We start from the raw sequence: 15,393 nt of genomic DNA, 5'->3' as shown, positions 1-15,393 counted from the left end.
TTCTATTTCATTAATTGATATAACTTACCGTAGTTAACGGTTCCCAAACCAGTAGATTGGTTGTACTTCTTTCCGGGTTGGCCGGTATAGTACAAGTTACTATTATCTTTGTCAGAATCTAATGTATTAAATGGTGAGTTACCATTGTTAGCAAGTGCATACAACTGTGGATTCCATAATCCGAAACGATGGTTAGCTCTAGTAGCAAACAAAGCATTTACCGCAGCCACTTGTGGGGAAACAATACTTGTTCCACCATCGATAAACCATTGGTTGTTATACAACACAGTGTAACCTGTTTGAGGATCACCGTTTGCAACAATGTCCGGTAGGTTTCTACCCGACGCAGTTCCAGATGTTTGGGTTGGCTTTGCGTATTGCTTTGCATAACCGCTATCCATGTTCCAGTATTGAACAGCATTGTAACTATTTACACCACTAACATTGCTTTGGTAGGCAGGAGTTTGGTTAAACTTACTGAAACCACCACCGGTTCCCGCAAAGTAAGTACTTAGGAAACTATTTTGATCACTGTTGTATAGCTTCAATTGGTTAAAGTATGGATATAAGAAATCATTTGACCATGCACGTTCCTTATCAATCTTAACCTTATGACCGTTAACGCTGTAGTTAATTGGCACACTGGTTGCTCCAACGGCTGTAATGAATGGAGAGGAAGCAGGAGATTCAACTGTTAATCCAGTTACTCCCCCTTCAATCCCATCATAGGCACCATTGTCACCGGTTGAATTAAAAATACTAATCCCTTGCGCAGCACCTTGTAGTAGCAAACTATTCATAATCGAATTATAGTTCTTAGAAATGAATCCTTCATTCATCATTTGTTGTAATTCAGCTTCGCTGATTCCCCAACTTAATGATAAACTGTCAGACTTGTTGGAACTAATTGCTTTAGCAAAGCTCTCTACCATTCCAGAGATGGTTGGTTGAGAAACATAAACATTGATGTTTGACTTGGGAGCAATTGCACCAGCTTGTTGGATATCCATTGTGGTTTCATCACTTTGTGACTTGATTGAGGCATAGGCATCCTTGTAAACGTGAACTCGTTTAATACTTGAAGGAACTCCTACCTTCTTCCAAAATCTTGTAATGTCAGAATTCTTGAAACCACCAAATGAGATAATCCCAATTCCGTGTTTAGCACCACGTTTGGCTTGTTTTAGTGAAGTTGCACCGTAACGACTGATGAAGTCCTTAGGGCTACGCTTCATTGAGCTACTCTTAGTTTTCTTAGCAGCATTGCTATTAACGTGATCATAGTTACTTAATCCCATGAATCCATTAACATGCTTTTGAAGCTTTCCTCTCATTTTTGGTTCGTGGTTTGGACGGTAGACGAACTTCCCGTTGACCTTCACTCTCACTTGCTTATACTTAAGCGCTTTTTGAATGTTAGCCTTACTACCATAACCTCTTAATACGAGGTTTCCGGCATACTTGTTAGTTTTGATATGATACTTTTTGAAATACTTTTGAATTGCAGCAACAGTTCTATTAGTTTGTCCATAACGGTTGGCAAACTGTTTGGTAGATAAGAACTTCTTATGCTTGGTCAAAACATAATTTTCTAGTTTACTATTACTCCTGGTTTTTAGAATAATCGCGAAGTTGGAAGTCGCTGAACTAGATTTTTCTTTGGCCTTCTTATGAATTTTGACCTTATGTACCGTTTTCTTAGCTTGCGCATCAACATTGTAGTTAAATGCCATTCCCAATAAAACAGAGGTACTTAGTGTCGCAATAATTGTTTTTCTATAATTCACTCGTATCACCCCTTATGTAATTTCATAATATTCCTAAAAATATCTCAAGTATACAGATTTAAGCAATTCTTTATAATTTTTTATGTTAGTATTAAATATAGTTACATAGTGAAAGGAGGTTTGCAATTTGTTTAAAGAATTCAAAGCATTCATCTCTAAAGGTAATGTCTTAGATTTAGCCGTTGGTGTAATCATTGGTTCAGCATTCACAACCATCGTTAAGTCATTTACTTCCAACTTGATTAATCCTTTAATTGGAATTTTCATGGGTCAAATGAACTTATCATCAATCGTCTTCTCAGTGGGTTCAGCTCACTTCAGAGTCGGTAGTTTCATCAACGATGTTATTAACTTCTTGATTGTTGCCTTCGTTGTATTCTTGATTGTAAGAACTTACAACAAAGTTTCAAAACGCGATACTACTCCTAAGGATACCAAGACTGACATCCTATTAGGTCAAATCCGTGATTTACTTTCAGAACAAAAAAATAACAAATAACAACAAACCCAGGTATTTTTATGCCCGGGTTTTTTCTTTTGATATTAAGTTCGGTTTTAAAATATGATAAAATATTATTACTATTTCAAAAAATGAGGAGTTAATATGGTGATAATTACAGCAGGGATGATTGGTGTTGGTAAGACAACTTTGACCGGTAAAATCGCAAAACATTTAGGCACTAAGGCCTTCTATGAACCAGTTGGTGAAAATCCTGTTTTGCCTTTGTACTATAACAATCCAGAACAATATGGATTCTTATTGCAAATTTACTTTTTAAACAAACGTTTTTCAATGATTAAAAAAGCGCTATCAGATGATAACAACATCTTAGATAGATCAATCTATGAAGATGCCCTTTTCACAAAACAAAATAATGCTGAAGGTAACATTTCAGACATGGAATTGAAAATTTACCTAGAATTGTTGGACAAAATGATGGGCGAATTAGATCAACTTCCTAAAAAAGCTCCAGACCTAATGGTATATGCTGAAACCGATTTTGAAACCATTCTACACAGAATTAAAATGCGCGGCCGTGACTACGAACAATTCGATAACGATCCTAAGTTAAAAGAATATTACTATCACATGTGGTCAGCATACAAACAATGGTATGAAGAATATGATAAGAGTCCTAAGATGAAGATTGACCTTCAAAAATACGACCTATCAGAAGATGCTAACGTCGACATCGTTTTAAACATGATTGATGAAGAACTTAAAAAAATCAGATAATAAAAAATCCCAAATCAATATGATTTGGGATTTTTTATGTTTAGTTATCTTCTAATGTACCTAATTCAAAGATTGATTGACCATAAATTGCCATCGCTAACATCAAGTCATCTACTACTTGGTATTCATTAGCTTGGTGCATTGTGTTTACAGTCCAAGGGAATTCAGCACCGAATGCTACCCCTCTCTTCATCATACGACCGTAAGTACCACCACCAACTACTTGTGGTTGAGCTTCAGTCTTACCAGTACGTTCACGGTAAACATTAATTAGTTTGTTTACGATTGGGTCTTTTGGATCAACATAGTGAGGAACCATGTCGTCTGTGTTGTTAACAGTTCCATCCATTACCTTAGCAGCTTGGCTTAAGTGTTTTCCAATGGTTTCAACACTAATGCCCTTAGGATATCTAAAGTTAGTGTTAACAAAACCTCCATCAGTTGGGTTGAACTTTAAGATACCAACGTTCATTGTTAAGTCACCCATGATTTCATCAGTGTAGTTAGCACCGATTCTGTTTGCTCGAGAATCACCGTGTAGGAATTCTGCAACAAACTTAATAAAGTTCTTAGCATCACCAGAGAAATCGTAGCCACGTAAGAAGTTAGCTAGGAATGTTCCACCATTAACACCGTTTCTTGGTTCCATTCCGTGTGCTGACTTACCAATTAAATGTAACTTGATTCCATCTTCAGTGATTTCAGAACCACCGTCTAGTTTGCGATCTTGCATAAATGTTGAGAATTCTTCTGCCATTTGATCTTTAAATGCAGTCTTAACATCAGCAAAAGCATCCCTTGGTACCATGTTTTCTCTTAAACCGGCATCGAAGTTAGCTAAGTAGTAATCAGCTGAATCTTCTTGGTTAGTACCAAAAGTAGTTTCAAATGTTGTATTACCTTTTTCACCATTAATAACTGGGAATTGAGCATCTGGAGAGAATCCAAAGTCAGGTTCTGGTTCTAACTTGAAGTAATGCTTCATTCCAGTCCAGTTACTTTCTTCATCGGTACCAATAATGAATCGAATCTTGCAGTTAGGTTCAATTCCTTGGTCCTTCATCATCTTTAGACCATAGTATGCAGCCAAACCAGGTCCCTTGTCGTCGGAGGCACCACGACCAAATACTTTTCCGTCTTTGATCATCATTTCAAATGGATTGCTGTCCCATCCTTCACCGGCTGGCATAACATCAGCATGGGCTAAAATAGCAAATGTCTTATCTCCACTACCGTATTCTATGTAACCAACTAGGTTATCTAAGTTCTTGACAGTGAAACCGTCGCGTTTACCAATTTCTAAGTACTTTACTAATGCTTTAGCTGGACCAGGTCCTAAAGGAAATTCATCAGTAGCCTCGTTTTCATTTCTTTCACTATCGATAGAAATTAAGTCAGCTAAATCCTTTAGATAATCTTCCTTGTAGTCTTGAGCTAATTTATCCCAATTAATCATTTTGAAATCCTCCTTTACCTTTCCATATATTTTAGCATAATCTAATAAAAACACATCAATGAAGTACCAATTTTTTAGTGATATACTGAAGATAAAACGTTAGGAGGAATTAATATGACAGAAATTTCAACTGACATCGTTAATAACACGATTATTAAACGTCCAAATAATAGCCATAAAGGCACTTTTGGACGAGTTGGTATTATTGGTGGTACCAATAACTTTGGCGGTGCTATTATCATGGCCTCAAAGGCCTGTGTCTATTCTGGTGCAGGATTAACAACTACTTTTACGGACCCAGTCAATCTTTCTAGTCTTCATACCCACATTCCTGAAGCAATGTTTGTAGACTTTAATGATTTAGACAGTATTAAGTCGATGCTTAACGGATTCGATGTTGTCCTAATCGGTCCAGGACTAGGAACTGATGAAAACAGTCTAACTATCTTAAAAACTGTTTTTAATAACATCCAGCCAACACAAAAATTAATTATTGATGGTTCAGCCATCACACTTATTGCCAATCATAATCTTGACCTTCCTGATGCAAAACTTATTTTCACACCACATCAAATGGAATGGCAACGATTATCTGGCATTAAAATCAGTGACCAAACCGATGAAAACAATCAAAAAGCCGTCAAGAAATTAAATGCTACAGTTGTTGTTAAGTCACACCATACCAAGATATATCATAATGATGATATCTGGATTAATCCTGGTGGTACCCCTGCTCAAGCAACTGGTGGTATGGGGGACACTTTAGCCGGAATGGTTGCCGGGTTCGTAGCACAATTCTCAGATACAACTGATGCAGTTTTATCTGCCGTATATGCTCACAGCGCAATCGCTGATAAATTAGCTGAGAACCAATATGTTGTTCTTCCTACCCAAATCATTGAACACATCCCCGAATTCATGAAAGCAAGCGAAAAAAAGACAGAATCATAATCGATTCCGTCTTTTTTTATTTGCGATTTATAAAGTTAAAAATTATTACCAATGATAATGGAATAATCAATACTAGTACTGAGTAAGCATTTAGGTAATGATCGACAATCCCCATGATGAAGGTTCCTAAAATGAAACTTGTAATTACCATGATGGTATCAATCAATAGTGATTTAGCCTTTTTATCATGATCAGCCAATGCTAAATATGCATTATTAGCAATTTTGCTAATGTTTCCAGTCATCATTAGTGGATTAAATGGATTTCCCTTTAGCAGTTTGAACTCTTGCAACTGGGCAGCTGATACTAACGATAAAAGTCCCACGATTAAAACCGATGAAGTATCTTTAACTAATAGACCAACAATCATAATAACCACAATTTCATAAAACATAATTATCACTTTTCGAGTATTGATTGAGTCCAACTTTCTTTGCATTACCTTGATAATCAAGATTCCTAATGCGAAGAAAATAATGGAAAAAATATACTTCAAAGATTGAGCAAAATCGTGATTAGCTAAACTAATCCCAAATAAAATTGAGTTTCCTGTTTGTAATCCAGCAAATACCCCACCTTGTTGAATGAAGGTATAGGCGTCAATTCCACCACTGGTCATTGCCAATAGGATTGCGACTAATGGATGCGTAAATATATTTTTATTTTTCATCTTCATTACCCATGCTTTCAGTTTTATTTAATGTGTAATTTTCGTCTTAAAGAGTCTGCTTTACTTCCAATCACAATATTGGCAATTCTGCTCTTCAGTGCCAAGTAAACATAAACAAATCCACCTAATGAAGTAGCAATTATTACAACAATTAAACTTCCAACACTAGTAAATGGATTCATCAATAAGCCGACAATCATGTTTCCAGCATATACTGATGCTAACGCAACAAGGTAAGTTACAAGTGCGAATAATACAATCCAGTTAATTTGGTTAAGCATCTTATCACTTCTAATCTTAAATTGACGATCCAATGAATTGATAATCAATCCATTTACAACCATGAATCCAATTGCAGAAGAAATTAAAGGACCAAATTCCTTGAAGAAGAATACCATTGGGAACTGAGTGATAATTTTAGCAATAATTCCATAAACAAAGTATCTTACGGCAACCTTGTTTTGAGAAATTCCTTGCATCATTGCAGTCACAACAGTGAATAATCCAAAGAAGATTGAAATAATGGATGAGAATGCTAATACGTTAGCTGATAGTGCCCCATTACCAGTTCCGTAAAAGACTCGGTTTAATGGACCAGCAATAGCAGTCATCCCTAACGCTGCTGGAATCATTACGAATGAGAATAGCACAAATCCACTTGAAATTTGGTGGCTAATTTCTTTTCTATTACCCTTTGTGTAAGCTTCTGATAGTAAGGGAACAACTGTGATTGCCATAGATGAAGCAAGTGAGATGGTAATCATAATTAGCTTATTGGCGTTACCTGCAAAAATTGCATACAATTGATTCAAAACTAAATTTGAAGCATTTGTGGCAACATGCATAATCTTAAAGAAGGTAAACTGATCAATTAATTGAAAAATAGTAATTCCGGCACCAAGAATAACAAATGGGACAGCTTGTTGAATTATTTCCGTATATAGTTTATTAGCATTTACATGAATTTCATTATTACTATTCTTAACCAAAGAACGGTAGTAACGACGACGTTTTAAGTAATACCAACCTAAAACTAATAATCCTGCAACCGAACCAATAAAAGCTGCAAAGGTAGACTGAGAAACAGCAGTAACCCAACTACCATGCATAACTTTAATGATAAAGAAAACTGCTAACAACATGTATATTACACGGAATAGTTGTTCAGCAAATTGTGAAATGGCTGAAGGTGCCATATCTTGGAATCCTTGGAAGTAACCACGAGTTAAACTCATGGTTGGAATGATTAATACGGCCCATGATAATGATCTCATAACCGGAATTAAATCAGGATTTCCGTTATCAAATGCAGGTGCTCCGATATATAGGATTAATGCACAAACAATCCCTGTGATTAGTGATAATAATAATCCTCGTTTGTACAACCTGACACTGACACCGTACTCATTTAAGGCATTATAATGAGCAACCTGTTTGGCAATTGCGGATGGGATTCCGGCAATTGAAATAATTAATATCATACTATAAAAATTATATCCTTGTACATATAATGAATTAGCTTGTAAATACAGAACACCAAGCATCATTCTCCAAGGAATTATGTATATTGCTCCCAATACTCTTGATAAGATGCTCCCCGCTGTCATCCATGCGGATCCCTCAATCATCTTATCCTGAGCTAAATTATCTTTCATATTTTTATCTTGTTCATGCATATCGCATTCCCACTTTCAAATTTCTCTAACTTGTTCATTTTAATCAATATTTTACTCGTAATCAACATCATACCACTATTAGACACAAAAAAAGAGTGATAATCGTTAAATTATCACTCTTTTTCTTTAGTTAGCAACGATATTTACAATCTTACCAGGAACAACAATTACCTTTCTAACTGTCTTTCCTTCAATATCTGCCTTAATCTTATCATCACTCATAGCTGCTTCTTGAGTAGCATCCTTAGATGCATCAGCGGCAACCTTAATATGAGCTCTAACTTTACCGTTAACTTGAACTACGATTTGTACTTCATCATCAACTAATTTGCTTTCATCATACTCTGGCCATTTAGCATAAGTAATGCTGTCGTCATGACCAAAATTGCTCCATAGTTCTTCAGCCATATGTGGAATGATTGGTGAAACTAACTTCACGAAGCCTTCCATGTAATCTAGGAATAAACTATCTTGCTTGTAGCATTCATTTACAAATACCATCATGCTTGAAATTGCAACGTTGAAACGAAGGTTTTCGTAATCATCAGTTACCTTCTTAACAGTTTGGTTGTAAATCTTGTCTAATTTATGATCGTTTACAGTAGTGATACGGTCACGAAGTCTGTCTTCATCATCGATCATTAATCTCCAAACACGGTTAACCCATCTATTGGCACCATTAATACCTTCAGTACTCCAAGGCTTTGATTCAGTTAATGGGCCCATGAACATTTCGTATAATCTCAATGTATCTGCACCGTATTCTTCAACGATATCGTCAGGGTTAACAACGTTACCCTTTGATTTAGACATCTTTTCGTGGTTAGTACCTAAAATCATTCCTTGGTTAACTAACTTGTGGAATGGTTCCTTGGTAGGAACAACACCTAAATCATAAAGAACTTTATGCCAGAAACGAGCATATAGTAAGTGAAGAACGGCATGTTCTGCACCACCAATGTATAGGTCAACTGGTAACCATTTCTTTAATAATTCAGGGTCAGCAATCATCTTATCGTTGTGTGGATCAATGTATCTTAAGTAGTACCATGAACTACCAGCCCATTGTGGCATGGTGTTAGTTTCACGTTTACCCTTACGACCATTTTCATCAACAACATTTACCCATTCGTCAATGTTAGCTAATGGAGATTCACCAGTACCTGATGGTTCAATGTTATCAGTTTCTGGTAATACCAATGGAAGTTCATCTTCTGGTACTAAACCAGTTTCACCGTCTTCCCAATGAATAACTGGGATTGGTTCACCCCAGTATCTTTGACGTGAGAAAATCCAGTCTCTCAAACGGTAGTTAGTCTTAGCATGACCTGCATTGTTGTCTTCCAACCATTTTACGATAGCATCAATGGCATCTTTTTTGTTCATACCATCTAAGAAGTCTGAGTTAATGTGAACACCGTCGCCAGTGTAAGATTCTTTTTCAATGTCGCCGCCTTCGATAACTGGTTTGATAGGAAGGTCAAATTTCTTGGCAAATTCATAATCACGGTCATCATGTGCTGGAACAGCCATAATTGCACCAGTTCCGTATGATGAAAGAACGTAGTCACCAATCCAAATTGGAATTTGTTCACCATTAACTGGGTTAATTCCGTAAGCTCCGGTAAATACACCAGACTTGTCTTTGTTTAAATCAGTACGTTCTAAATCAGACTTAGTAGCAACTTCCTTACGGTAAGCTTCAATTGCTTCTTTCTTGTCATCAGTAGCAATCTTGTCTACTAAATCATGATCAGGTGCTAACACGATGTATCCAGCACCGAATAAAGTATCTGGTCTAGTTGTGAAGACTTCAATCTTTTCATCATGGTCTTTAACACCAAAGAATACGCTGGCACCCTTTGAACGACCAATCCAGTTTCTTTGCATTTCTTTAATGCTTTCTGGCCAGTCTAAGTCGTCTAAGTCATCGATTAAACGATCAGCATATGCAGTAATCTTTAATACCCATTGCTTCATTGGAACACGGTATACTGGGTATCCACCACGTTCAGTCTTACCATCGATAACTTCTTCGTTAGCAACAACGGTTCCACCCATAAAGTCGGGAGCCCAGTTAACTTCGATTTCGTCTTCGTAAGCTAAACCTTTTTTGTATAATTGTTCAAAAATCCATTGAGTCCACTTGTAGTACTTAGGATCAGTAGTATCAACTTCTCTGTCCCAGTCGTATGAGAAACCTAATGACTTAATTTGTTCTCTAAAGTGTTCGATGTTCTTTTGAGTAAATGAACCAGGATGGTTACCTGTCTTTAATGCGTATTGTTCAGCAGGTAAACCGAATGCATCAAATCCAATTGGATGTAATACATTCTTTCCTTGCATTCTCTTAAATCTAGCCATGATATCAGTTGCAGTGTATCCTTCAGGATGTCCTACGTGAAGTCCTTGACCAGAAGGATATGGGAACATATCTAGAGCATAGTAATTTTCTTTGTTTTCATCATTTGTTGTTTTAAAAGTTTCATTGGTTTCCCAATATTTTTGCCATTTCTTTTCAACATCTTTGTGATTATAAGCCATAAAAAATTCCTCCTTTAATCAGTTATCGAATAAAAAAAGTCCTATAAGCTATAAAGCCTATAGGACGAAAATTCCGCGGTACCACCTAAGTTTATCTATAAAATATAGATACATCTCAAGTCCTTAACGCGGAAAACGTCTTAACCTACTGAGATTCAGTCAAGATCTCTACGACTAGTTCAATTAGCATTGGTCTAAATTCACAGCGGCCATTTAGTTTCTGAAAAGCAACGCCAATCTACTACCTCGTATCAACAATTTCTATTCGGTAATTTAATTATTTTAAATATACCAGTCTACAGAATTAAAATCAAGGACAATTATCAAATGTGTTAGAATTATTGATAGTTATTTTATTAATCAAGGAGTAATTAAATAATGAAAATTCAACCATCAGTTAGATACAGTCATACCCTACTATCTCAATTGGTGCAAAGCGGCGACACTGTCGTTGATGCAACCGTTGGAAAAGGAAATGATACTGAGTTTTTATCACAGTTAGTTGGTGAAAACGGAAAAGTTTATGGCTTCGATGTGCAAGCAGAAGCAATTAACTACACTAAACAAAGATTAGATGACAAAAATTTAAGTAGTAACGTCACCCTTTTTAATACCGGTCATGAAAATATTGCAAAACTAGTCGATGGATCAATTAATGCTGCCATCTTTAACCTTGGATATCTACCAGGAAGTAACAAGGATATTATCACAAAACCAGATACCACCCTGACAGCGATTAAGTCATGTCTAGACAAACTTGAAGTAAATGGCATTGTCGTCTTAGTTCTATACTATGGCCATGATGGCGGTCCACAAGAAAAGGATGCCGTAATTCAATATGCTCAATGTTTAGACCAAAAAGCATTTTCAGTCATGCAATATCAATTCATTAATCAGGTTCATTGCCCACCTATCCTATTGGCAATACAAAAAAATTCCAACTAATTAAAGTTGGAATTTTTTATTTTACTTTTTAGCTAAAATACGATCATATAAGTTTACAATTACCGCAAAGATAACGATAAACAAGCATACCCAAAATACTTTGTGTAGTGAATCATAAATCACGTTTCTTAATGGTTCCATTAATTTAGCAGGAACTAAATGAGCAGTTTTAACATTAACAATTTTATTAATCATATCCATTTTGGCACCATCAGTATGAAGAATTCCAATGGTTAGTTGTCTATTCATCACGATACCTAAAACGGCCACAATCAATGTTTGACCAAAGATTCTACATAGTGTATTGAATGATGTCGCAACACCAACGTCTGATTTTTCAACACTGTTTTGTGAGATTACTGTTCCATTAGTAATTGTGATTCCAAAACCAATTCCGCAAATTGCTGCGATGGCAAAGAACCAGGCGAATGAAACTGTAAATGGTAGTAATACCACCCAAATGGCAGCAACTAAAATAAAGAATAAACCAAACATTGTCGCGTAGAATGCCTTCATTCTAGACAATAACCATCCGGATACAAATGCACCAAAGATCCAAAGGATTGAAGTTGGTGTGATGGCTAATCCAGAAAGTGTTGCTGGGTATCCAAATATTCCTTGTGTCCAGACTGGAAGATAAACTTCTAGTCCCATCAAGAAACCACTGATTAGAAAGGCAATGATGTTTTGAATAACAAACGTTCTGTTTTTCAATAACTTCATTGGAATAATTGGATTTTCAGCACAATGTTCTTTTCTTACGAATAAGATTAACAATAATATTGAGAAGAAAATACAGTATGAGATGGGTTGCCAGTTATCTGATAAATCACTAATCAATTGAATGATGTACATCAATGATAGTAATAATAGGGATAGGTAAACCATTCCTAGGTAATCAATTGATTGTTTAACCACGACGTGTTTTTCATGAAAACTCACGGTAAAAATAATCAAAGCAATGATTCCTAGTGGTAAGTTTAAAAAGAAAACCCAGTGCCAACTAAGGCTATCAACCAAAAATCCACCAATTAAGGGAGCTAAGATTGATGCAATCCCCCAAATAGCACCGTTTAGTCCTAAGATTTTACCCCTATTCTCATCAGAATAGATATCAGCAACAATTGTGTAGGATAATGGCATAATTACCCCTGCACCGACACCTTGAATTGCTCGCCAAATTATCAATGTTGTCATTGAATTAGACATTCCAGAGAAAATTGATCCAATTAGGAAGATTCCAATTCCAAAGATAAATATCTTCTTTCTACCAAATTGATCTGATAATTTCCCATAGATTGGTGTCGATATTGCGTTGGTAAGTAAGTAAACTGAGAATACCCAGTTCATAATTGAGACACCATGTAAATCCCCTACAATTGTGGGCATAGCAGTTGATACAATCGTTCCTTCAACGGCACTCATAAATGTAGCGATAAACAATGATATGGTAACTAATAAAACATTGTTCTTTTGCGTATTAATACTCATTGTTCCTCCATCAAAATAAAAACGATTTATAAGTAATTTTCTACAAATAAATCGTCTTTATCGTTTTAAGATATATTATTTAAAGAAATTTTGTAGTTCTTCAACCTTGTCAGTATGTTCCCAAGGTAAATCGATATCGGTTCTACCAAAGTGACCGTAAGCGGCTGTTTTCTTGTAAATAGGACGCTTTAAGTCAAGCATCTTAATGATACCAGCTGGTCTTAAGTCAAAAATTTCTCTAATTGCTTTAATTAGATCATTTTCTGAAACGGTAGCTGTACCAAAAGTATTTACAGAAATTGAAACAGGCTTTGCAACACCGATAGCGTAAGCAACTTGTACTTCAATACGAGTAGCTAACTTAGCAGCAACGATGTTCTTAGCGATATATCTAGCAGCATAACTTGCTGATCTATCAACCTTAGTAGCATCCTTACCAGAGAATGCACCACCACCGTGGTGAGCAGCTCCACCGTAAGTATCAACAATAATCTTTCTACCAGTTAAACCGGCATCACCTTGAGGTCCACCAATTACGAAACGTCCAGTAGGATTAATGAAGAATTTGGTGTTGTCATTTAGTAATTCGGCTGGAATAACAGCCTTAATTACTTGTTCGATAACATCTTTTCTAATTTGTTCTAAAGTAATATCTGGATCATGTTGAGTACTTAAAACAACAGTTTCAACAGCAACAGGTTTGTTGTTGTCATCGTATTCAACAGTTACTTCGGCCTTTGCGTCAGGTCTTAAGTATGAAATTGTACCATCTTTTCTTAAGTCAGCAATTTTTCTCATTAGCTTATGACTTAAAGAAATTGGTAGTGGCATTAGTTCAGGTGTTTCATCAACAGCGTAACCAAACATTAAACCTTGATCACCTGCCCCAATCTTATCTAGAGCATCTTCACTACTGTCACGAGTTTCCAGAGAATCATCAACACCTTGAGCAATATCAGGTGATTGTTCATCAATGGCAACTAATACTGCACAAGTATTACCATCGAAACCGTATTGGTCATTGTCGTAACCAATTTCTTTGATAGTTTCTCTAACAATTTTTTGAATGTTAACGTATGCTTTGGTAGTAATTTCACCAAAAACTAATACTAAACCAGTAGTTACTGAACATTCACAAGCAACTCTGGAATCAGGATCTTGTTTTAGCATTTCATCTAAGATAGCGTCACTAATTTGATCAGCGATTTTATCAGGATGTCCTTCTGAAACAGATTCTGATGTAAATAAATGTCTTTCTTGCATTTTAATGATTCCCCCTATTAATTTGGTTACAAGGCATCTTCACTATCAAGGTGAATCCTATCGGGAATACGCTTATAACTCTTAAAATCATATCATAACTTTAATATTTTTTAAAGTAATCGAAAATACAAAAAAGACTACCCTTTCGGATAGTCTTTTTTCAATTAGTACCGGAGGTGGGGTTCGAACCCACACGATCTTGCGATCACTGGATTTTGAGTCCAGCGCGTCTGCCAATTCCGCCACTCCGGCATAATATTAAAATGAAGCCAAAGGCGGTAATCGGATTTGAACCGATGATAAAGGTTTTGCAGACCTCTGCCTTACCACTTGGCTATACCGCCATTTTAGTTCGAATTCAACTGGGCTAGCTGGATTCGAACCAGCGCATAATGGAGTCAAAGTCCAGTGCCTTACCACTTGGCTATAGCCCAATTAAAAAGGGCGGTAGGTGGGAATCGAACCCACGCGTGTCGGAACCACAATCCGATGTGTTAACCACTTCACCACTACCGCCATAGCAACATTAACAGGGATAGCAGGAGTTGAACCCGCACCAACGGTTTTGGAGACCGTTGTACTACCATTATACTATATCCCTATGGTGGAGGGGAGTGGATTCGAACCACCGAACCCGAAGGAGCGGATTTACAGTCCGCCGCGTTTAGCCAGACTTCGCTACCCCTCCATAAATGGCGCGGGACAGAATCGAACTGCCGACACACGGAGCTTCAATCCGTTGCTCTACCAACTGAGCTACCGAGCCATACCATTTATGTTTTGCTATAGATAAATATTCAATTATGTTGTCATTGACAACAACGGTTCGTACGAGACTCGAACTCGTGACCTCCTGCGTGACAGGCAGGCGTCCTAAACCAACTAGACCAACGAACCAGTCCAATATATTTGGAATGGAGGATACAGGGCTCGAACCTGTGACCTCCTGCTTGTAAGGCAGATGCTCTCCCAACTGAGCTAATCCTCCAAATATAAATGACCCGTACGGGATTCGAACCCATGTTACTGCCGTGAAAGGGCAGTGTCTTAAACCACTTGACCAACGGGTCATAACTATAAGGTATACGGAGAGTAAGGGATTCGAACCCTTGAAACAGGCATTCACCCGTTTACATCATTTCCAATGATGCTCCTTCGGCCAACTCGGACAACTCTCCAAGACCAGTTATAACTCCGAATGTCAGACTCGAACTGACGACAACCTGATTAACAGTCAGGTGCTCTACCAACTGAGCTAATTCGGAATAACGCGCGGCAACGTCCTACCCTTGCAGAGGGCGATCCCTCAACTACTATCGGCGTTTAGAAGCTTAACTTCTGTGTTCGGCATGGGAACAGGTGTATCCTTCTAG

The 15,393-nt window shown here is 37.0% G+C and carries 11 protein-coding genes, 12 tRNA genes, 1 rRNA gene, 1 riboswitch and 1 other annotated feature; of the genes, 4 read left to right on the top strand and 20 right to left on the bottom strand.

Features of this window, described 5'->3' with window-relative positions; all coding sequences use genetic code 11:
• Positions 1 to 2: 2 nt before the first annotated feature.
• Complete coding sequence (locus tag RZ78_RS03060) at positions 3 to 1,787, bottom strand: S53 family peptidase (protein ID WP_054608092.1); 1,785 nt, start codon at positions 1,785 to 1,787, stop codon at positions 3 to 5.
• A 127-nt stretch (positions 1,788 to 1,914) separates the two neighbouring features.
• On the opposite strand from RZ78_RS03060, the gene mscL reads away from it, so the two are divergent.
• Both mscL and RZ78_RS03050 read left to right on the top strand, forming a co-directional pair.
• Entirely contained in the window at positions 1,915 to 2,286 is a 372-nt protein-coding gene (mscL, locus tag RZ78_RS03055) for a large-conductance mechanosensitive channel protein MscL (protein WP_054608091.1), read from the top strand.
• Between the two features lie 105 nt (positions 2,287 to 2,391).
• Complete coding sequence (locus RZ78_RS03050) at positions 2,392 to 3,024, top strand: deoxynucleoside kinase (RefSeq protein ID WP_053791689.1); 633 nt, start codon at positions 2,392 to 2,394, stop codon at positions 3,022 to 3,024.
• Between the two features lie 40 nt (positions 3,025 to 3,064).
• Here RZ78_RS03050 and pepV read toward each other — a convergent pair whose 3' ends face one another.
• On the bottom strand, positions 3,065 to 4,480 hold the full coding sequence (pepV, locus tag RZ78_RS03045) for a dipeptidase PepV (RefSeq protein ID WP_054608090.1): 1,416 nt from the start codon (positions 4,478 to 4,480) through the stop codon (positions 3,065 to 3,067).
• A gap of 114 nt (positions 4,481 to 4,594) precedes the next feature.
• Here pepV and RZ78_RS03040 point away from each other — a divergent pair, with 114 nt between their 5' ends.
• The gene (locus RZ78_RS03040; RefSeq protein ID WP_054608089.1) at positions 4,595 to 5,431 is read left to right on the top strand and encodes an NAD(P)H-hydrate dehydratase; all 837 of its coding nucleotides are present in this window, start codon (positions 4,595 to 4,597) and stop codon (positions 5,429 to 5,431) included.
• Between the two features lie 16 nt (positions 5,432 to 5,447).
• On the opposite strand, the gene RZ78_RS03035 is transcribed toward RZ78_RS03040, so the two are convergent.
• From RZ78_RS03035 to leuS, 3 genes are all read right to left on the bottom strand, one after another.
• Positions 5,448 to 6,101 (bottom strand): YoaK family protein, encoded by a 654-nt coding sequence (locus tag RZ78_RS03035; RefSeq protein WP_054608088.1) that lies wholly within the window; start codon positions 6,099 to 6,101, stop codon positions 5,448 to 5,450.
• Positions 6,102 to 6,124: 23 nt separating this feature from the next.
• A complete protein-coding gene (locus tag RZ78_RS03030; protein WP_054608087.1) occupies positions 6,125 to 7,777 on the bottom strand; it encodes a putative polysaccharide biosynthesis protein in 1,653 nt (550 codons plus the stop codon).
• 126 nt (positions 7,778 to 7,903) lie between these two features.
• Complete coding sequence (gene leuS, locus RZ78_RS03025) at positions 7,904 to 10,321, bottom strand: leucine--tRNA ligase (RefSeq protein WP_054608086.1); 2,418 nt, start codon at positions 10,319 to 10,321, stop codon at positions 7,904 to 7,906.
• A gap of 57 nt (positions 10,322 to 10,378) precedes the next feature.
• Positions 10,379 to 10,585: a binding site (T-box leader), on the bottom strand.
• A gap of 114 nt (positions 10,586 to 10,699) precedes the next feature.
• Between leuS and RZ78_RS03020 the strand changes: the two genes are divergently transcribed.
• A complete protein-coding gene (locus RZ78_RS03020; RefSeq protein WP_054608085.1) occupies positions 10,700 to 11,266 on the top strand; it encodes a class I SAM-dependent methyltransferase in 567 nt (188 codons plus the stop codon).
• A gap of 21 nt (positions 11,267 to 11,287) precedes the next feature.
• Here RZ78_RS03020 and RZ78_RS03015 read toward each other — a convergent pair whose 3' ends face one another.
• The 15 genes from RZ78_RS03015 to rrf form a co-directional block, all read right to left on the bottom strand.
• Entirely contained in the window at positions 11,288 to 12,757 is a 1,470-nt protein-coding gene (locus RZ78_RS03015; protein WP_054608084.1) for an MDR family MFS transporter, read from the bottom strand.
• A gap of 75 nt (positions 12,758 to 12,832) precedes the next feature.
• On the bottom strand, positions 12,833 to 14,020 hold the full coding sequence (metK, locus tag RZ78_RS03010) for a methionine adenosyltransferase (protein WP_054608083.1): 1,188 nt from the start codon (positions 14,018 to 14,020) through the stop codon (positions 12,833 to 12,835).
• A riboswitch (SMK box riboswitch) is annotated at positions 14,018 to 14,103 on the bottom strand. (Overlaps the previous gene by 3 nt.)
• Positions 14,104 to 14,188: 85 nt before the next feature.
• Positions 14,189 to 14,272: transfer RNA gene (locus RZ78_RS03005), tRNA-Leu, on the bottom strand.
• Between the two features lie 21 nt (positions 14,273 to 14,293).
• Positions 14,294 to 14,364, bottom strand: a tRNA-Cys gene (locus RZ78_RS03000).
• 18 nt (positions 14,365 to 14,382) lie between these two features.
• Positions 14,383 to 14,454: transfer RNA gene (locus tag RZ78_RS02995), tRNA-Gln, on the bottom strand.
• Between the two features lie 9 nt (positions 14,455 to 14,463).
• A tRNA-His gene (locus tag RZ78_RS02990) sits at positions 14,464 to 14,536 on the bottom strand.
• Between the two features lie 14 nt (positions 14,537 to 14,550).
• Positions 14,551 to 14,621, bottom strand: a tRNA-Trp gene (locus RZ78_RS02985).
• A gap of 1 nt (position 14,622) precedes the next feature.
• Positions 14,623 to 14,708: transfer RNA gene (locus tag RZ78_RS02980), tRNA-Tyr, on the bottom strand.
• A gap of 5 nt (positions 14,709 to 14,713) precedes the next feature.
• Positions 14,714 to 14,786, bottom strand: a tRNA-Phe gene (locus tag RZ78_RS02975).
• Positions 14,787 to 14,842: 56 nt separating this feature from the next.
• Positions 14,843 to 14,917, bottom strand: a tRNA-Asp gene (locus RZ78_RS02970).
• An 18-nt stretch (positions 14,918 to 14,935) separates the two neighbouring features.
• Positions 14,936 to 15,008, bottom strand: a tRNA-Val gene (locus RZ78_RS02965).
• Between the two features lie 9 nt (positions 15,009 to 15,017).
• Positions 15,018 to 15,090 (bottom strand) — tRNA-Glu (locus RZ78_RS02960).
• Positions 15,091 to 15,106: 16 nt separating this feature from the next.
• A tRNA-Ser gene (locus RZ78_RS02955) sits at positions 15,107 to 15,198 on the bottom strand.
• 14 nt (positions 15,199 to 15,212) lie between these two features.
• A tRNA-Asn gene (locus tag RZ78_RS02950) sits at positions 15,213 to 15,285 on the bottom strand.
• A 5-nt stretch (positions 15,286 to 15,290) separates the two neighbouring features.
• A 5S ribosomal RNA gene (rrf, locus tag RZ78_RS02945) occupies positions 15,291 to 15,393 on the bottom strand; the annotation flags it as partial.

It is taken from the genome of Apilactobacillus kunkeei (assembly GCF_001308195.1).
In the GTDB taxonomy this organism is placed as follows: domain Bacteria; phylum Bacillota; class Bacilli; order Lactobacillales; family Lactobacillaceae; genus Apilactobacillus; species Apilactobacillus kunkeei_C.
This window is presented reverse-complemented; position numbering and strand designations above follow the sequence as displayed.